19 protein-coding genes, 1 tRNA gene and 3 pseudogenes are annotated in these 18,230 nt (G+C 51.6%); 11 read left to right on the forward strand and 12 right to left on the reverse strand.

All coding sequences use genetic code 11. The annotated features are described in order from the left end of the window. Positions 1-24: 24 nt before the first annotated feature. The 3 genes and pseudogenes from M0220_RS17405 to M0220_RS11900 form a co-directional block, all read left to right on the forward strand. Positions 25-123 (forward strand): annotated as a pseudogene (locus M0220_RS17405) (hypothetical protein); the annotation flags it as partial. Beyond that, positions 95-856 (forward strand): ABC transporter ATP-binding protein, encoded by a 762-nt coding sequence (locus M0220_RS11895; protein ID WP_264019228.1) that lies wholly within the window; start codon positions 95-97, stop codon positions 854-856. The pseudogene M0220_RS17405 and the gene M0220_RS11895, both read left to right, overlap by 29 nt. Positions 857-930: 74 nt before the next feature. Beyond that, entirely contained in the window at positions 931-2,766 is a 1,836-nt protein-coding gene (locus M0220_RS11900; RefSeq protein ID WP_264017732.1) for an ABC transporter ATP-binding protein, read from the forward strand. A gap of 22 nt (positions 2,767-2,788) precedes the next feature. Here M0220_RS11900 and M0220_RS11905 read toward each other — a convergent pair whose 3' ends face one another. Beyond that, positions 2,789-3,364 (reverse strand): hypothetical protein, encoded by a 576-nt coding sequence (locus M0220_RS11905; protein WP_264017733.1) that lies wholly within the window; start codon positions 3,362-3,364, stop codon positions 2,789-2,791. 142 nt (positions 3,365-3,506) lie between these two features. Here M0220_RS11905 and M0220_RS11910 point away from each other — a divergent pair. The 5 genes from M0220_RS11910 (at position 3,507) to repC (ending at position 7,145) form a co-directional block, all read left to right on the forward strand. Next, positions 3,507-3,583, forward strand: a tRNA-Ile gene (locus M0220_RS11910). 97 nt (positions 3,584-3,680) lie between these two features. Then, complete coding sequence (locus M0220_RS11915) at positions 3,681-4,754, forward strand: tyrosine-type recombinase/integrase (protein WP_264017734.1); 1,074 nt, start codon at positions 3,681-3,683, stop codon at positions 4,752-4,754. Positions 4,755-5,164: 410 nt separating this feature from the next. Then, a complete protein-coding gene (locus M0220_RS11920; protein WP_009721470.1) occupies positions 5,165-5,398 on the forward strand; it encodes a hypothetical protein in 234 nt (77 codons plus the stop codon). Between the two features lie 3 nt (positions 5,399-5,401). Beyond that, on the forward strand, positions 5,402-6,277 hold the full coding sequence (locus M0220_RS11925) for a helicase RepA family protein (RefSeq protein ID WP_089691376.1): 876 nt from the start codon (positions 5,402-5,404) through the stop codon (positions 6,275-6,277). Further along, a complete protein-coding gene (gene repC / locus M0220_RS11930; RefSeq protein WP_089691378.1) occupies positions 6,261-7,145 on the forward strand; it encodes a replication protein C, IncQ-type in 885 nt (294 codons plus the stop codon). Before M0220_RS11925 ends, repC begins: the two co-directional genes overlap by 17 nt. Before the next feature lie 604 nt (positions 7,146-7,749). Here the strand turns inward: repC and M0220_RS11935 are convergent. From M0220_RS11935 to M0220_RS11955, 5 genes are read right to left on the reverse strand one after another with little or no spacing between them, the layout of a single operon-like run. Next, a complete protein-coding gene (locus M0220_RS11935; protein WP_089691381.1) occupies positions 7,750-7,944 on the reverse strand; it encodes a hypothetical protein in 195 nt (64 codons plus the stop codon). Continuing rightward, on the reverse strand, positions 7,934-9,382 hold the full coding sequence (trbL, locus tag M0220_RS11940) for a P-type conjugative transfer protein TrbL (RefSeq protein WP_264017735.1): 1,449 nt from the start codon (positions 9,380-9,382) through the stop codon (positions 7,934-7,936). Before trbL ends, M0220_RS11935 begins: the two co-directional genes overlap by 11 nt. After that, positions 9,379-9,585 (reverse strand): hypothetical protein, encoded by a 207-nt coding sequence (locus tag M0220_RS11945; protein ID WP_089691387.1) that lies wholly within the window; start codon positions 9,583-9,585, stop codon positions 9,379-9,381. The genes trbL and M0220_RS11945 overlap by 4 nt, the downstream gene beginning before the upstream one ends. Before the next feature lie 10 nt (positions 9,586-9,595). Next, positions 9,596-10,348 (reverse strand): P-type conjugative transfer protein TrbJ, encoded by a 753-nt coding sequence (trbJ, locus tag M0220_RS11950; RefSeq protein WP_264017736.1) that lies wholly within the window; start codon positions 10,346-10,348, stop codon positions 9,596-9,598. Then, positions 10,341-10,565: a TraK family protein gene (locus M0220_RS11955; protein ID WP_264017737.1), complete on the reverse strand. Its 225-nt coding sequence runs from the start codon at positions 10,563-10,565 to the stop codon at positions 10,341-10,343. Before M0220_RS11955 ends, trbJ begins: the two co-directional genes overlap by 8 nt. A gap of 1,545 nt (positions 10,566-12,110) precedes the next feature. Between M0220_RS11955 and M0220_RS11960 the strand changes: the two genes are divergently transcribed. After that, a complete protein-coding gene (locus M0220_RS11960; protein WP_264017738.1) occupies positions 12,111-13,295 on the forward strand; it encodes a reverse transcriptase domain-containing protein in 1,185 nt (394 codons plus the stop codon). A gap of 368 nt (positions 13,296-13,663) precedes the next feature. Here M0220_RS11960 and M0220_RS11965 read toward each other — a convergent pair. The 3 genes and pseudogenes from M0220_RS11965 to M0220_RS17415 all read right to left on the reverse strand — a co-directional run bounded on the left by M0220_RS11965 (position 13,664) and on the right by M0220_RS17415 (position 14,911). Next, positions 13,664-14,374 (reverse strand): annotated as a pseudogene (locus M0220_RS11965) (phage integrase). A 96-nt stretch (positions 14,375-14,470) separates the two neighbouring features. After that, a pseudogene (locus M0220_RS17410) lies at positions 14,471-14,626 on the reverse strand (DUF411 domain-containing protein); the annotation flags it as partial. After that, positions 14,627-14,911 (reverse strand): DUF411 domain-containing protein, encoded by a 285-nt coding sequence (locus M0220_RS17415; protein ID WP_404813834.1) that lies wholly within the window; start codon positions 14,909-14,911, stop codon positions 14,627-14,629. Positions 14,912-14,925: 14 nt separating this feature from the next. Here M0220_RS17415 and M0220_RS11975 point away from each other — a divergent pair, with 14 nt between their 5' ends. Next, entirely contained in the window at positions 14,926-15,168 is a 243-nt protein-coding gene (locus M0220_RS11975; protein WP_264017739.1) for a hypothetical protein, read from the forward strand. 60 nt (positions 15,169-15,228) lie between these two features. Then, positions 15,229-15,543 (forward strand): hypothetical protein, encoded by a 315-nt coding sequence (locus M0220_RS11980; protein ID WP_030073662.1) that lies wholly within the window; start codon positions 15,229-15,231, stop codon positions 15,541-15,543. Between the two features lie 193 nt (positions 15,544-15,736). Here M0220_RS11980 and M0220_RS11985 read toward each other — a convergent pair whose 3' ends face one another. The 3 genes from M0220_RS11985 to M0220_RS11995 all read right to left on the reverse strand — a co-directional run bounded on the left by M0220_RS11985 (position 15,737) and on the right by M0220_RS11995 (position 17,607). Further along, a complete protein-coding gene (locus tag M0220_RS11985) occupies positions 15,737-16,096 on the reverse strand; it encodes a DUF2946 family protein (RefSeq protein WP_264017740.1) in 360 nt (119 codons plus the stop codon). Between the two features lie 493 nt (positions 16,097-16,589). After that, positions 16,590-17,093 (reverse strand): opioid growth factor receptor-related protein, encoded by a 504-nt coding sequence (locus M0220_RS11990; protein ID WP_264017741.1) that lies wholly within the window; start codon positions 17,091-17,093, stop codon positions 16,590-16,592. Continuing rightward, entirely contained in the window at positions 17,086-17,607 is a 522-nt protein-coding gene (locus M0220_RS11995; protein WP_035536730.1) for a gamma-glutamylcyclotransferase family protein, read from the reverse strand. The genes M0220_RS11990 and M0220_RS11995 overlap by 8 nt, the downstream gene beginning before the upstream one ends. Positions 17,608-18,230 lie beyond the last annotated feature (623 nt).

Consider the following 18,230-nt stretch of genomic DNA (forward strand, 5'->3'; position numbering starts at 1 on the left):
TATTTCAGCAGAACATATTTCACCAGAACTTATTTCCCCCGAGCATGTTTCACCAGAGCATGTTTCACCAATGCTTGCCACCAATGCGCTGTGCATGAGCTATGGCCAGCGCCGAGTGATTGAAGACCTGGGCGTTAGCCTGACCAGCGGGCAGGTTACTGCCATTGTTGGCCCTAACGGCTGCGGTAAATCAACGCTACTTTCTGGCCTTGCTCGTTTGCACAAACCAGACAGCGGTGCGGTACTGCTGGATAGTCAGGATATTCAACGCCTGCCTGCGCGTCAGTTAGCCACCCAGTTAGCACTGTTGCCCCAGGAGGCGGTGGCTCCAGAAGGGCTAACCGTCACTGAATTGATTCGCTTTGGCCGCCAGCCCCACCAAGGCTGGCTGCGTCAATGGTCGGCGGAAGACCAGCGCGTGGTGCAATACGCGCTCGATGCTGCTGGTTTGGAAGACCTCGCCGACCGGCCGTTAGAAGCGCTTTCCGGAGGGCAACGCCAGCGCGCCTGGATCGCGATGACTATTGCCCAGCAAACGCCGCTACTGCTATTAGATGAGCCGACCTCTGCGCTAGACTTAGGCCACCAGATTGAAGTGTTTGAGTTAGTGCGCCACTTAGCTTGCCATGGCCGCACGGTCGTAATGGTATTGCATGACCTCGCCAGTGCCTGCCGTTATTCAGACAACCTGATTGCCATGCGCGATGGCCAGATTATTGCTCAGGGGGCGCCCGCTGAGGTGGTGACGCCTGAGTTGGTACGCGAGCTTTACCAGGTAGATTGCACGCTGCTGCTTGACCCGGATACCGGCAGCCCCTTGCTGGCTAACGTGCGTCGCGTGGCTCAGTCGGCATAAGTGCCACTCAGTAACTTCAGCCCATAGTTCTCGTTCTCTCTCTATTCTCTCAATAACTTCTAAAAGGAACCGATGTGGCTTCTTCACCACCTCACGCTCAAGCGACGTCTTCAAACCAAAGCTTTCAAGCGCTCGTGCGGCTGCTGCGCTATGCCAGAGGTTATCGGCGGCGGATTGCTGCGGCCACCGCCTGCTCCATTATTAATAAGCTATTTGATATCGCTCCGGAAATTCTGATCGGTGTGGCGATTGATGTGGTGGTAAATCAGGAAAACAGCTTTGTAGCGCGGCTGGGGTTTGAAACGCCCCATCAACAAATCACCATTCTGGCGGTGCTGACGTTCTTTATCTGGGCGGGGGAGTCGCTGTTCGAGTACCTGTTCCAAATTCTCTGGCGCAACCTTGCCCAGCGGCTACAGGCGGATATGCGCCAGGACACCTACGAGCATGCCCAGCGATTGGACATGGCATTTTTTGAATCAAAAAGCTCCGGTCAGCTCGTGGCCACCATGAACGACGACGTGAACCAGCTGGAGCGTTTCCTGGACGGCGGTGCCAATGCGCTGATTCAAGTGGGCGTGACCGTAGTAGCGGTGGGTGCGGTGTTCTTTGTGCTGTCGCCGCTTATCGCTTTATTGGCGTTTACCCCAATCCCACTGATCATTTGGGGTGCCTTCTTCTTCCAACGTAAAGCTGGGCCGCTGTACAGCGATGTGCGTGAAAAAGTTGGTGACCTTGCCAGCCGCCTTTCTAATAATCTAAGCGGCATTGCCACTATCAAAAGCTTTACCAGTGAAACACGGGAAGCCGAGCGCCTGCGTGATGCCAGCGAAGCCTATTTAGAAGCCAACCGCCGGGCGATAAAGGTCAGCTCCGCGTTTATACCTGTGATCCGTATGGCGATTTTGGCGGGCTTTCTCGCCACCTTTACCGTCGGCGGCATGATGGCGCTGAACGGCAGCCTGAATGTAGGTGCTTATGGCGTCCTGGTTTTCCTTACCCAGCGTTTGCTGTGGCCGCTCACCGGCCTTGCCCAAGTGATTGATCTGTTCGAGCGCGCAATGGCCAGCACCAAGCGGATTCTTGACCTATTGGAAGTGCCAATTACGGTGAAAGATGAAAGTACAACGCCTCTTACTGCGCCTGTGAAAGGCGAGGTGCAGTTCGAAGCCGTGAGCTTCCACTATGCCTCTAGCCAGGTGGGGGTGAGTGGCGTTGATCTCCACGTGCCCGCAGGCAACACCCTAGCGCTGGTAGGTGCTACCGGTTCCGGCAAATCGACCCTGATCAAATTGCTGCTGCGCTTTTACGACCCTGCCAGCGGTCGCGTACTGGTCGATGGTCAGCCGATCACGGAGGTCAGCATGCACTCGCTGCGCCAAGCGATAGGGTTGGTGAGCCAGGATGTGTACCTGTTTGAAGGCAGCATTCGAGATAACATTGCTTACGGCAAACCCGATGCCTCGGAGGCCGAGATTATTGACGCCGCCAAAACCGCTGAAGCCTGGAGCTTTATTGAAACGCTGCCCCAAGGGTTGGAAACCCCGGTTGGCGAGCGAGGGGTATTACTCTCTGGCGGACAGCGTCAGCGGCTTTCGCTGGCCAGGGCGCTGCTTAAAGATCCGCCGATTCTAGTGCTGGATGAAGCCACTAGCGCGGTGGATAACGAAACTGAAGCTGCTATTCAGCGTTCGCTAAAACGCATCGCCCATGGCCGCACGGTGATTATGATTGCCCACCGGCTTTCGACCATTGTGCATGCCGATGAAATCGTGGTGATTGAGAAAGGCCAAGTGGCTGAACGCGGCAACCACGCAAGTCTGCTGGCGGCTGATGGCCACTATGCTGCCCAGTGGCGAGTACAAACCGGCGCTGCCCTGGCAGGAGATGTGGAGACACTCAGCCACTGAAAGGAGAGGGATTGACAGCGTACTAGCGGTTCACTAGAAGCGCATTCAAGGTGACCGGTACATGCTCGTCAATCTCCTGATAGCCCAGCAACGACAGCACGGTTCGCACCGTGCTGTTAGCCATCAGCGCGCGGCCATCCATCGCCATGGGTTCAGCATGGGTAACACGCACCTCGTTCAGCCCTTCACGGGTAAAGCGCAGCGGTACCGCTTCTTCCTGGTTGATCAAATCGGTTTGCACCCGAAAGCTAAGCGTTTCCACCATGGATTCACCAATGTCTAAGCCATCTAACCGCTCCGGCGGCATCTGCGCGACCAGCGTGACTAGCGGGGTATTGGCCAGTAACCCCACCCACGGCGGCAAATCACCAAAGCGAGTCAGCAAATCCGTTTGGCTCAAACGCAACGGCAGGCGCAGGGTGCCATCGGCAGAAATATCGCCCTGCAAATTATTCACCTGATGGTGATGGGTTTGTGGAGCGTCGCCATCTAATTGGGTAATAGACGCTTGTACCCGCGACTGACCAGGATCTAGCTGCCAATCCGCATGTGCCGGCACCGCCAACAATAGCGGGATAAGAGCAATCAAAGCTTTCACAGCGCGTCTCCGCAGTAGGAACTCACTACCAGACCCCATACTTTTCAATAAGTGCCCCTAAAAAATTGCTGCTATTGCCACAAGATAGCGCTACAGGGGGTAGCCTCGCCCGAACACATTCGCTATTATATGCACGCTTTGCGGGCCTATAGCTCAGTTGGTTAGAGCAGGGGACTCATAATCCCTTGGTCGTAGGTTCAAGTCCTACTGGGCCCACCATTAAAATCAGTAACTTAGCAATTGTCTCTGGTGAGTCCCCTAGTCCAAGGGTACAGTTTCGGTACAGTGCCGATCTTTCAGACCCTGGAGATTTTTTGTGGCCACTATCGTCAAGACCCCTTCTGCAACCTGGAAAGCCGTCATCCGCAAGTCGGGTTGGCCAACCATCGCAAAGACCTTCCGCACCAAACGTGACGCCCAAGATTGGGCACGCCGCACTGAAGATGAAATGGTGCGCGGTGTTTATATCCAACGTAGTGCCTCAGAGCGCATGACGCTTGAAGCAGCCTTGCAGCGCTACCTAGCCGATATAACGCCTACTAAGAAACCCAGTACTCAAAAAAGTGAACGCCAAAAAGCGACGACGCTTATTGAGCATTTGGGTAAGTATTCCCTCGCAGCGCTGACCCCGGAGTTGATTGCCAACTACCGTGATAAACGACTCAACACGCTAGGACGCCGTGGGCAGCTTATCAGCCCTAATACCGTGCGCCTGGAGCTTGCCTTACTCGGACACCTTTACACCGTGGCCATACAGGAATGGGGACTGGGACTTACCTATAATCCCGTCCAGAACATCCGCAAGCCTAGCCCAGGAGAAGGGCGTAACCGTCGCCTGAATTCTGACGAGGAAAAGCGGCTGTTTGCTGTTCTGCGGCAGCATAGCAACCCAATGCTAGCCTGGATCGCCAGAGTAGCCCTGGAAACGGGTATGCGCTCTTCAGAGATCCTGACCCTCACTCGCAATCAGGTCGACGTTAAACGCCGCGTGGTGCGCCTTACAGACACCAAAAACAACGAAGCCCGCCTAGTGCCGTTGACTCAAGTGGCAACCGAAGCGTTCAAACAAGCGCTTAATAACCCAGTTCGCCCGCTCGACTGTGATCTAGTGTTCTTCGGTGAGCCTGGCCAGGATGGAAAGCGGGGTCCCTATGCTTATACCAAACTATGGAACCAGGCGAAGAAGCAAGCTGGTCTGGATGACTTCCGCTTTCACGACCTTCGCCATGAGGCTGTGAGCAGATTAGTCGAAGCTGGTTTAAGTGATCAGCAGGTGGCAGCAATTAGCGGCCACAAGTCCATGCAAATGCTGCGGCGCTACACCCACCTACGCGCCGAAGACCTGGTAGACCAGCTCGATGCTATTGAGCAGCGACGCTCAAAGGCGTGACTGAAATAGACTTGTAAGGTCTGTGCCACTCGAATACCAACACCGTCGAGCCTACAAGGGCGAGTAAGTTATAGGTAAACGGACGCCGCCAGCTTACTGGCGGTGGACCATTTACACATCCTGCCCGCTAGCAAGACCGCATTTCAGCGACACGGTTGGAGTTTGAAGGCCAACACATACTGTAATGAGCGATAATGCTAAATTATTTAGAATATTTTTGAATATAAATACTAGTTTTAATCGCCTCAGTATATCGAGTGTCTTTAAAGTGTCTCTACACTGTCACTAATGTGGCGCTAATGTGTCTTTAGTCTTTATTTTTCAATATCTTACGATATATCGTAAGTATACAAACCAGCCCGATATTCATAACCTTCGTAAGGCAAGTATCAATTACGGAGGATTACACAATGACTATCGAGGATTCCCTTCTCGACCGTTTTGGCCCACTACTGAGCCTTCCCCAACTGGCCACTGTTCTTGACCGCTCACCAGACGGTCTGCGGATAAGCCTACGCACAAGCAACCCTTGGGCAGCAGAGATTAACCAGGCAAAGCTGAAAGTCGGTCGGCGTGTCTATTTCCGCACTTCGCAAATTGCCGAGCTGCTGGACAGTGACCGGCTCTGCGGCGATAGGGGGTGAGACATGGCGATTGATCTGATGTGGGCATTTGAGAATGAACCGCCGCCCTTAGACTTCATCTGGTCCGGCTTTCTATCAGGCACCGTAGGGGCTCTGGTTGCGCCTGGCGCGACAGGAAAAAGCTACTGGGCACTTGAGGCGGCAATGTGTATCGCAAGCAGTGTTCCTGGTGGCGACGTTCTGCAGCTAAATCCATCAAAAACAGGGCGGGTGATCTACCTCGCAGGTGAAGATCCAGAGCCAGTATTGCTGCGACGTATCCATGCTATTGGCAAGCATCTGAGTCCTGCCGCCAGAGCAGCCATAGCAAAGAATCTGGTGCTGGAATCAATAATGGGTAAGGGACTCAACATCATGGATGAACGCCACATGCAGAGGATTCTGGACTTTTGCCAAGGCGCTCGCTTGATTGTCCTCGACACACTGAGTCGAGTGCATCATCTCGATGAAAACAGCAATGGTGAAATGGCACAACTGGTGTCTCGTCTGGAACAGATTGCCTACCTCACTGGCGCTTCAGTGCTCTACCTGCACCATGTAAATAAGAACAGTGCCCGAGACGGCCAAACCGGACAGCAGCAAGCGGCCCGAGGTGCGTCAGCATTGATAGACAATGCTCGCTGGTGCGGCTTTGTCGAACGGATGACGGAGGAGAAGGCTGAGCTGCTAAGTGATCGCACCTTTGATCGTCGCCCAATTGGTGATGACCGGCGTAAGTATTTCTTGCGGTTCGGTACCAGCAAAATTAATTACGGTGAAGAAATGGATGATCGTTGGTACGAGCGCCAAGCAGAAGGCGTGTTGATACCTATCGAGTTAGTCCCTGCCAAACAAGAAAACGCCAAAAAGGGGCGGGCTACGAATGTCTATACCGGCTGAAAGACTCACTCGCGTTGAGTATGCCCGCTGTGACCCTGCTTTATGGCTTGCTTCATTGTTTCGTACCATGTGTCGCGGCCGCCGCCCTGGCGGCCTTACAATCGAACATGAGCACAACGGGTTTAAGTTGAAATTTAATGTCTGGCGGGCACTGGATGCCCGCGACCAATCTGTCTTGCTGGCAACGATTGCATTGGCAGGCGTGCTAGGCAGGCAGGAGTTACATGCCGGTATTAGTCATTGCAGAGCACAACAGCTTTGGCAACGGCTGCAACCCGAAGATCTAGCGATGATGGATCAGGCCACCGTGGTCAAAATGACCCGCTACGCGCTATTGCAGGCCGCAGGCATGGCAGATGGCAAGGCCGAATACAATCGGCTGGAGGACTGTCTTGAGCGCCTTAGTATGGTGGGTTGCCGTGCCCGTAAGGACGGCTACGACTGGTCAATGCGCTTGCTGTCCTATGCGGAGACGCCCGAGGGTCAGCTACATATCGCCTTGAATTCCCGCCTTGCCGAGGCGCTATCGGGGCATCATGTTTATGTATCACTCGTTGAACGCCGGGCACTGCTTAGCGATGCCGCTCAGCTCACCCATGCGTGGCTGTCCGCATGGCTGCGGCAGGGAGCCAGCAACAGTATTCGGTTTGACCGGCTGGCTGAAAAGGTCTGGGGGCCGCCCAGCAAGTCTGTTGGCACCAATCGCAAGCGCCGAGAACGGATCGGCAAAGCGCTGGATGCTATCGGTAAATTGCATGGCTGGCAGGTACTGGTCGATGGTCGGGGAGCTACTGCGAAAGCGACCATCAAACGCCCACGGTTAGTCGAGCGCGAGTACCGTATCAACGGTCACGTTCTACCGTATTAACAGTCACGCTTTACCGTATTAACGGTCACGTCCATACTCCCAAAAAATCGCTGGAAAGCCCGCCAGTACTGGCTTTTAGCGAATCCGATAAAATCCGTACTAGTAGTTACTAAGAACTACTACGCTGCGCGACACAGCCCGCGCCTGGAAGGCGCGAGCTGGCCTTGCTGATTGAACGCCAAAAAGGAAGGCTTTCACCCAGCGCCAGTGCCAAACCCTGACGCTACTTGGGCTAGCTCTTGAGGCCGCTGCAAGACGGCATCAAAAGAATGCCAGTGACCATAATAATAATCAGAATATTCTTCTTCTTATTATTATGGATGGGATAACCCGGCTGGTTTCGACACCACGGCTGATATCGCCGCCCCTTTTTGGAGTTAAAACGCCGGGTAGCGCCCAACATGGTTGGAATATGCCAGTTTAGCGATGGGGTCTGATTATGCGTAGGGGGGGGCCGATTATGCGTAGGGGGTGCTGATTATGCGTAGGGGGGCCTGATTATGCGTAGGGGGGTCCGATTATGCGTAGGGGGGGTCTGATTATGCGTAGGGGGGTCTGATTATGCGTACCGCCCCTACGCGACAAATAGCCTCAATGGCCACGATCAGGCATCAAGGTTGCTGCGGCGATCTTGAGGCTCTGGCCGCCATGAGACGGCTTTCATGATGAAGGGGTAGCATACCGGCAACATCAGCCAGGCTATCCATGAGCCGATGACAGCGAAGCCAACCAGCAACAGCACTATTCCCAACCAGGCTATTAGATACCAAACAGGGGCTTGCGGACGTTCACTGTTCATCGTTTATGCTCCTTGCCGGTGACATGTAGGGCTGCTCTGAGCCGCCATGCTCGCTACTTGCCGATTCAAAGGGGGGGCGATTATGCGTAGCTTGGGGGGTCTGATTATGCGTACTGCCGCCGTCAGAAGGTGATGCAGCTCGGATAGTACCGCTCATGGCACCTGTCTGGCCGCTGTTCTGCTGGCCACCCATATGGGCTGAATCGCCACCGCCTTCCGACATGCCGAGTCGTTCAGCCCGGAGTTTCTGAGCCATAGAGCCGCCGAATGAGCCGTGACTGGCGTTGTAGTCACCCATAATCTTACCGCCCAAGGTTTCACCTGCCGCCTTTGTCAGGTTCTTCATAGTCTTTCCAGCGTGGCCCATGCCCGCAGCGGCACCGTTCGACGACGAGGCAGAGCCCGGCATGGGAAGCGGCCCATTTCCAGCACCTGTAGAGCTACCACCGCCTGGAGCTACCGCCGAAGCGAGCGCGCCACTGCCACCGAGCTGTTCACCAGCCAGCTTGGAAGCTTCACGCATGGCCATAGCGCCACCCGCAGCGCCTACAGCAGCCCCTACCGCGACAGATCCGGCAGCCCTTGCCATGCCGCCTACAGACGGCGTTGCACTGCCGAGAGAAGCCCCGTTGATGATTCCTTGAACCGCGTCAGGAATCATCTTCACCAGAATGGCCATCATCAACAGTACCCCAATGATGGCGAGGATGGCCCGAAACGACTCATGATCCTGATTCACAGCCCACTGGTGGATAAATTGCTCACCCGCGCCGATGACCAAGAACATGACATAGAGCTTGGCACCGATGCTGATGGTGTAGGTGATGTACTTTTTGGCGTAATCCGCCGTCCACTGCGAACCGCCAAAGCCCAGCAGAACAATGCCTGCTGCCGTGACCACGTACATTTCAGCCAGCACAAAGAAGGCATAAGCAGCAATCAGCGTGTACAGGATGACAACAGGCAGCGCCAGGATGGTGTAGGCGATCCGGCTCAAGCCACTGCCTGCCGAAATAACATCGCCCCCAAGGGTAAATCCCCGTTCCAGGATCTCCGGCACACTAAGGCTCAAGCTAGTACCGGTAGCTTGTCCGCCGATCCAGACCCAGCCCTTGATCATGGTTTCTGCCAATTGTTGACCACCTTGGATCAGAAACAGGAAAAATCCAGTGAAAATCACCAGCCTGACGAACTCTGCCACGAACTCGCCCAAATCAGCATTTCGCAGCACCATTTGACTTGCTGACCAGGTATAGGAAATCACGGCCAGCGATAGCAGTAGCCAGGTAGCTACCTGCTGCAACGGGGCGTACCACAAGGCTACAGAGTCTCGAAATCCCTCCTGAAGGTCGCGTACTATATCGCCATCCGCAGCGGCGACTGGCCCACTGAGCAGCACCAGGCCAGCATAGAGCAACGGATATAGCCAAAGTCTCATTGCTCATCCTCCCCGACTTCTGAACTGAACAGATCATCGCTGGTGATTGGCCGCTGAGAAGATGGTTCGCTCTCACGTGGAGCGGTGGCACGTTCCCAAGCGGCATCTTCTTCTGCCTTATCGTTCTGCCACAGGGCCGCTGCGGTTGCGATAGTCGCCACCAATCCAGCAATGACAATCAGAGTTGTGGTATTAGTATTCATGTCTCACTCCTCAAAACAGATCATTGGCCTGGATGGGCTGCTGGGTATCTGGGTTGTTATCACGGGGCGTAACGGCTCGATGCCAAGCGGAGTCATCCTCTGCCTGTCGGTCGACCTGGCCCCCTACATGGCTAGCCTGTAGCTGCATCTGAGCCATTTGTAGTTGCCGGAGTTTCTGGAGCTGTTCCACCTGCATGGCAGCGATAGAGCCCCCAGCTTGGAGAAGCTGCTTAGTACCGGACGCGCTTTCCATTTGGGCTTCAATGGTGCGAAGCGCTGAATCTTCCCGGTCAAATTGCTGGGCCTGTAGACCAGCCGCACGTAGTGCCCCACGCACGCTGTCATGATTAGATTGAGACCAATCTCTGTAGCGCTCTGCCAATGCATCATGGTTGCCTTGCTGGCGTTGAGCGTAGTATTCGAAGTCGCGATACTCTCGCTGATAGTCCTCGTCGATCTGCCCAGAGCTATATGCTACAGCTCGGCCGGTGGTGACGATGCTGGCAAGCGCCTGGAGATCCGCCAACGCTTGTTGTTTGATGTGGCTGGGCAGATTACGCATGTTTTCATACATAATTTCATACTGGCGAATTTGATAAGCTAGGTTTTGCGCCTCGCTAATTGCAATATCCAGAAGTTCTGCGTTATTTAAAAGTTGGGTTATTTCTGTTGCCCCGCCAGTGAGTCCACCGCCTCCTGAAAAGCTTGGTGATGAAGCAGTAAAAGTTGCAATTAATAAAAAAGTAGCAGCTCGCTTATTCATCGTTTTTCTCCTTAATGTACTTCCTCACATAAACTGAAAATTGGTTGTATTTAATTTGGAGTTCACCCTTGTTGTGTAACAGGGTCCAAATGTCCATCGCGGTGTATCCTTGGTTTAAGGCTTCTTCGATCTCATGCATATGTCTAAAAAAAATAATTTTCCCACTCCCCATTGGGCTTTTTTTCTTGGCAGCATGGAGTTCTTCTATCAATCCCATCGGCGTAATCCTCGTATTACACAGTTGGGATGATAAATGCTGGAGACGAGTCAAACACTTACGATATATCGTAAGTTATTGAAAGACATGTGGTTGGGTCACGTTAATGACACATTAAAGACAGTATTAGGACACTTTAGCGACACTAATTAAGTGATGGTTATCAATCTGCCTTTTTATATTGATAAATATTCTATATTCCACGAGTTTATTGGTTGAATTGTCAGTTTTTGATGAAGGTGTCGCTATGCGGGCACAATATTGTAGCTTTGGATGCGGGCAGGATGTGTAATTGCTATACCGCCGCAAGCGTCGGCATAGCAATTACCTGTAACTTACTCGCCCTGATGGGCTCGACGTATCCTGTTCAATGAAGGCGATAACAACTATCGCTTAAAGGCTTGTTAAGGTGCAGCCATTAATGCACTGGCATACTTCCAATGATCGTGCTGACTTCTTGAGCCATAAGATTGAAGCTTGGAGACGCGTGATTAAAAAACCTCTGTAGCGATGCTATTCATCTCTGCCATCTAGGTCTAACACCGGTTTTTGTTACATTCGGCCAGCTGCGCCTAACTGATGATAATGTAACACCCGGACGATACACTCATCGCTGAATGACTGTTCGGCTACTGGACTCATCTCTACTCCGAGCTTTTTTCATCAGAGGTAGCCTTGCGACCTTAGCGTAAATGTGGCTCTGCTTGATTGAACGCCAGCTACTGGGGCGCGTTTAATAGGACGTCTTTTTTGGTGGAGATGAGGGCGAAGAGCAAATAGAGCTTCTCGCCAAATGCCTGATAGCTCACGAATCTTCCCTGATAAAAATATTATATAAATTAGCTACTTCTTTTTTTCATGCCCTGCGTGAAATATGCTTAAACTGAAGGGGAATTGATTAGTTTCTTGAAGTTGTGGTAAATTATTCTTACCAGAATCTCGCATGCCCAATTTGCAGTCTCGCAGGTTGCGGATAAGGCGAAACATTGGCGAAATCGAGATAGCGCGTGTGATCGCAGTCGCGAGAAGTCCATTGAGCGTACGCAGGGAAACACCCTGGACGCGTATTCTCAGGGTCTGTTGCCAATCGTTAATAGGCTCCTTTCCCTTATTGCTCGGGGAGCCAGTAAAGCCTTTAAAGCGGCCGCCAAGCAGGGTGCGGGCTCGGGAGGCAGGTTTGCACTTTGGTGGCATGCCGCCCAGCGCTATCTGCTCGCGATAGCGGTCTTAGTAGGCTTGAGTGGAGACATTGGTCTTCAAATAAGCCAAAACGATACGGGAGTTGTGCTCCAAATGAAAATCGAAGTGCAAGCGATAGGCATTCGCATCATTGGGGTAGAATTTGAATCGCATGCCCAATTTGCAGTCTCGCAGGTTGCGGATAAGGCGAAACATTGGCTCAATCGAGATAGCGCGTGTGATCGCAGTCGCGAGAAGTCCATTGAGCGTACGCAGGGAAACACCCTGGACGCGTATTCTCAGGGCGGTGCATGTCTGATACCCGCTGAAGGGGCTAGGAGCACAGCGGGGTAAGGAATCCTACCTATGAGTAAAAGCGCTCTGAAAATCGTCGCATCACCTGATTACTTAAAAATGGTGTGGCAAGATATGTATAATAATACACCTTCAAGGAAAAGAGGCTCAAAAGGAAGAGATGGGGTAAGCATCAGCTCTTTCCATGAACACAAGAAAGAGTTTATAAAGAAAATATCCAACGACCTTAAAAACTCATGTTATTCTTTTTGGAATTTATCTCCTGTTTTTCTTCCTAAGCCCGATGGTAAAGATCGATTAATCTGCGTTCCTGTCGTTCAGGATAGATTGGTTCAGAGAGCGATATTGAAGTTTCTATACGATAATGGCTGTAGGGCAGAAACAAATATAAGCTATGGCTTTATAAGAGGAAGAAGTGTCAGTGATGCTTTAAAAAAGGCTTCAAAGCTAAGGGAGAATAGAGAGTTTGCTTACAAAGCTGATATTTCATCTTTTTTCGACAATATAAAAAGAGATCAACTGCAAGAAAGAATAAAGAAAAAGGTTAAGCATAGGTCTCTTCATGATTTAATAATTTCTGCTGCACACCTAGAAGTGGATGCTACTACGAAAACAGAAGAAAAAAGAATGCGCCGCCAAGGCTTAGTGCCTGGACAAGGTGTAAGGCAAGGAATGCCTATTTCTCCGTTTTTCGCCAATTTATTTTTAGAAAAATTTGATAATGCACTGATTTCAAAAGGATTTTATGTTGTTAGATATGCTGATGATATTATCGCATTTTCAAACAGTGAAAGTGGTTGTGAAGAGATAGAAAGTGTTATAAAAGCTGAGCTGGGTAAAGTTGGACTGGATATAAAAGATAGTAAGTCAGGTGTATATAAACCTGGCGATACAGCTGATTTTCTAGGTCTTGGGATTGTGAAAAAAAAGGAAGGTTATAGTGTTGAGTTGACCGGTCAGCAATTTAAAAAAATTAGATCAAAAATATTAGAAACGTCCGACCTTGATTATTGTAATGCTAGGGGGATAACAATAACTCATTTTCTATCCAGGCTGGATAACGTATGTGAGGGATATAAAAATTATTATGGTAGGTTTGACAATGAAGGGCAGCTAGATGACTTCTTAGTTAGTGCAAGAGGTAATGCACTTGATAATATGATTAGAAGTGTTTTTGGCATCGATTATAAAGTTTTGAAACAAAAGCAGAGAAAATTCATTGGAATAGATGAATAAAAGGCTTTTTAAGCTCGTTTTTTTGAGGTGATATGTGTTTTGAAGACATCTAATAGGTGGTGGGTAAAAAGTCTACATCGCGTCATACCTCAAATAATGCGCTATGAGGTACACCATCGGTACACACACTAGCTTCGCATGCTATCTTCTAACTTCTCTAAACTACTGATTATAAACAACTGTACCTTTTTCTAAATTACGGCTACTTTCCTTTATTTGTCAGTAACTTATTGTTATAGTAGCCAACTCATAATCCCTTGGTCGTAGGTTCAAGTCCTACTGGGCCCACCATTAAATCAAAGACTTACCCTCCTAAGTGCCTTCCCCCGCTGTATCTTTTTTGCCAGTGTCTACAAACTGTCTACAGCCTAAAATTTTGGCCCATACGTGACGGTTTCCGTCAGGTGGTCAGGGGCTACATGTGCATAACGCATGGTCATTTGTATGCTTTGGTGTCCCATTATTTTTTGCAGTGTTAGTAAGTTACCGCCGTTTACTACGCAGTGGCTTTTGAATGTGTGCCGCAAAACGTGTGTGCGCTGTCCTTTAGGCAGGGTAATACCTGCGTTCTTAATAGCATTGGTAAACGCTTAGTAGGCATCGCGTGGGAATAGCCGTCCGATCTGCGGCCCGTGTGATTTGAGACGTTGGTAAAGTTCGTCAGAGAGAGGCACCGAACGACTTCGGCCATTTTTGGTGTCGACATAGGTAACACGGCCATCCCTAACCAATTCAGCGCGCAGAAATTGGGCTTCACTCCATCGGGCTCCAGTAGCCAAGCATAAAGTAGCTATTAGCGTGACGTGCTTGTTACGCGACTGCTCTAGCTGCTCAAACAGAGCTTTGATCTGTTCATGGGTAAGGTAGCTTAGTTCGCGTTCTGGTAGCCGTATGGCTTTGATCGCGGCAAAGGGGTTGTCACCATGCCATTCCCCTAGCTGTATGAGTACGTTAAAAACAGCGCGAAGATAAGCTATATCGTGGTTAACGGTATTGGGTGAAAGCCCTTGTTCTAGCCGTGACTGTCGAAATTTAGCAACGCTAGCCGGACGGATCGTATAGGCATAAGGATTATCCATGAGGCCTACTAGCTGATGGAGCTTAGATAGACGTGATTAACGCCGCTTCTCAACTAGTGGAAGCGGCATTTCTTGCTAGTGGGGTTCTAGTTTCGATCAGAGGGTCATGAAGTGCGCGGCCTCTCCGTTGCGGAACTGATAGACATCCCAGTCACCCTGTTTGGGCCCCGGCATGCCGGGGGTGCCGATAGGCATGCCAGCTAGGCCGATGCCACGGGTGTCCGGGCGTTCCTCAAAGAGCTTCTCCACTGCTTAGAAGGGTACGTGCCCTTCGATGGCGTAGTCGCCCATTTGGAGGGTGTGGCAGGAGCCGAGATCATAAGGCAGGCCGATGCTCTGTTTGATCTTGCCCACTTCAATATTGTCGACGATCTTCACCGTTACCCCGCGATCCTCAAGTTGTCGAGCGTATTCGTCACAGCAGCCACATTGTGGGTTCTTAAACATGGTCGCTTCGACGGGCAAGGCGGCCTGAGCGGTGCCAGTGCCCAGCAGTAGGGTGGCGGAGAGCAGGAGAGTAGGGCCAAGACAGTTCATGAGCGGGCCTCCGGATGGTTACGGGACGTGCGAGAGGAAGAGAAGAGGTACTTGGCAAGGGCGGCGATGCCGAGGCCGAGCAAGCTGAGCATGGCAACGGGCATGATCCAGGCCAGCCAGGGCAGGTTGCCCATCAGGGCAGTGCAGTGTGCAATCATGGTCATACCTCCTCAGTGGCCAACCCAGGTCACGCCGTTGGGACCCTGGCCAGTGTCATGGCGGTTGATAACGGCGCCAGCTTCCAGGTCGACGACTGAGAGGCTGTTACCTCCGGCATTGGTGACGTAAGCGAATCGGCCCTCCAAATCGCTGACCACATGGGCTGGATGGCTGCCCACCTCGATACTGGCCACGGGGCTGCCGGTTGGATCATTGGCTGGGTAGAGCTTGAGCCTGCCGGTGGCATCACCGTGGGCATGCTCGCCACCGTGGCCATGGTCGTTGGATTTCGCTTCGCCAACGGCCATCAGGTAACGGCCGGAAGCGCTGACCTGGACATTGTGGGGCGCAATGCCGATGGATTGGTTAGTGGCATCACCATTCGTCAAATTGAGGTGTGTGAGGGAGGCACCATGCTCGTTGGCGGTGACGACGACTCCCGCGGGCAGGGCGCTGGCGAGCGTCGGGGTTGAGGATAGGGCCAGCCCAGCGGCCATGAGCCAGCCGAGGAGCCATTGCTTCCCGTTGAGCGAAAATGGGGAAGGCAGGGATGCTTGGCGCGCTATTGCGAGCGATGAGAAACGTATAGACATGTTTAACTCCTGATGAACGTAATGTTGGACGCGAGTGTGTGTCGCGAACCGATGGCAGATCGTCTACGTTCGATCAGGTTCTGGGAGGGCGTCTGGGGGTAAGCGGAAACTGTGGGGATAATGCCATGGCCGGTGAGTTAGCTAGGCGTTCCGGGCCAAGCACGAGCAATCGCGTCTGGCTCATGGCGGTGGTGCAGGTGACGCAGGATGAGGCGTTATGGTCATGCTCTACGCTTTGGCTGTCACCTGAACGGCCGTCAACCGAGTGACTATTATCCAACATCCACTCGGCAGTGGCACCGCAATCGACTTGATGGTTCTCCATGGCGCCGTGACTCGACATCGTGACTATCGCCAACAGCAGTGCGAGCAGGAGGGTCAGCCAGCGACCTCCTGTGCGTTGCGTGGGTGATGTCCGAGTGAGTCGATACATGATGAACTCTCCTAAGTCAGGCTTTCAGCTTGCCTTATTAGTGGCCGTCGCTTCATTGATCCAGGACAGCTTTTCTTGCGAGTTGCATGATGATAGGTGGGGGGCAATGCTGCTGGTCGATGCTTTTTTTGTTACCAGTTGCTCTTAAAGGAATACGGCAGATCGACTCTCACATCCTGAGATTGCTTTTGGTCCGCTCAGAATAGGTGCATGACATGGAAACTTTTGCGGCGGTTATGTTTTTATATTGATGAGTAAGTAAGCGATGATTGCAGTTTTTCAAAAATGCTCATTTGGAAACCTCCCCCCTTCAATTCATAACAGCCCAAACGTTGCCAGGCCAAGCCCTTTAGCACGAAGATTGCTTCTATGGCTGATTTTGTAGGCTTCAATGGCGAATAGCTGGGGAACAATACTGCCTTCTATGTAGGCGATTTTTGCATTATTTCTTGTTCAATAGAGTGTTGGTAGTAGGAACAGATGGAAAGCTGTTTTAAATGGCGTTTCGCCAAAACTGGATTGACGTTTCCGATACCACACCATGACGAGTGCCATTATCGATAACGGCGTGCTGCAACGCGCTTGCAATATTTGGCTGGTGACATAGCGCTAACGACCGAATGATGCGGGTGATACGCAGGTGATTGTGGCCACCGGCTTTTAACCAATTATGCGTCTGAATTGACAAGGTGGGCTGAGCGGTTATGACGCTATCGTCACGCTGAAGTCCATAGAAGGCTAGCATCACATCAAGCGAGCGCTGCTGGTGTTGGCGTAAACGCGCTTCATGCTCAAACGCTGCTTGTATCTTAGGAGTTAATAGCGGCGCAAAGCCATTAAAACGGCCTGCTTCAGGAATTGGAAATAGCCACTGTATATAGTCGTGGGTATGTTCTAACCAGAATGAAGAAAGTGCCCAGATATCGTCAAGATGGCGCCCTTTATGGTCGTGACCCTCCCCATAATAAAACGCGAGTAAGCGTGCATCATTATCCATGATGCCCCCTGATTAACGGCTCATCGAGCTCGTGTAGGGCCATTTCAAGTGCGTGGCGTTCGTTATCGGGGTCTTGGTGGGCTTCTATGCGCTCAAGTGCACGAATATAAGCTGCTGGCAGGCCATGCTCACACGCACCGGCCAATACATGATGCTTGTACCAGCTATAAGGTCGCATACCGATAGCGCTCGTTTTGCCAACATACGCTTGCACTTCAAACTGCCCTTCGCCAGTGAGGTCTGTCACCGTTAGCCAGGTTTCATCGTAGGCAACGTTAAGTCCTTCATAGCGGTCTAATGTCAATTTGTGGTGAGAAGCTACTTCCCAAATTACGCCATACACGGCTGATTGCTCTGATGCTGGCACGATATCACATTTGCCTGAACCGTCCCCGCCACGCTGGTGAAAAGCAAGGCGATAGGAAGGCAGCAGGGCAGTGGTCACAAAGCGTGCCGGAATGCGGGCTGCTAAGCGCTTGGTAGACATGTTAGAGCCGTATGCAAAGCAGAGCATGGCTATCTCCTTAAAGTGACTTAGCCGTGTTATGAACGGGCAGTGCGCCTCCTGCTGTTTCAGGCATATACAACAAATCAGCAGAGCTCTTTTTCAGCACTAGGGTGGTCATTCGACCAGGGTTACGTGGAATCAGCTGAAGAAGCGTCATATGGCGAAAGAGCTGATCGCAAGTATATGACACGGTGATGCCAACCCTAGCAGTCATGATGAAAGTTAATATAGTTTAACGTGCCTCACAAAACTTAGCGACTCTCTTGGACACGGCACTGTTTCTACGGCTATTAAATAAGCGCGGCGATGCCATAGTGTGGCACTACATGGATTGGGTTGAACATCTGTGCTGTCGCACTCGAATTTTTGATGGGCTGCCGGTGTTAGCATCAAAAATGGCTTAAAAAGCCCACGAGAGAGTATTTTTCCCAATAAGTCCGGTTCGCCTACGTTTATTGTCGCTTTGCTTGATTAAGCTAATACTAATGATTTAGTTAAGTGTTGGTAAGATAGACTTTTTCTTCTGCCAGTATAATGATATCCTCACTATTATTAGTAAGCGCTCACATGCTTAGCATGTTGGATATAATAAGACACGAAATGTCGGAGCTTTCGTTCGCTCTCCTTAC

This window comes from Halomonas qinghailakensis (assembly GCF_025820815.1).
In the GTDB taxonomy this organism is placed as follows: Bacteria; Pseudomonadota; Gammaproteobacteria; order Pseudomonadales; family Halomonadaceae; genus Vreelandella; species Vreelandella qaidamensis.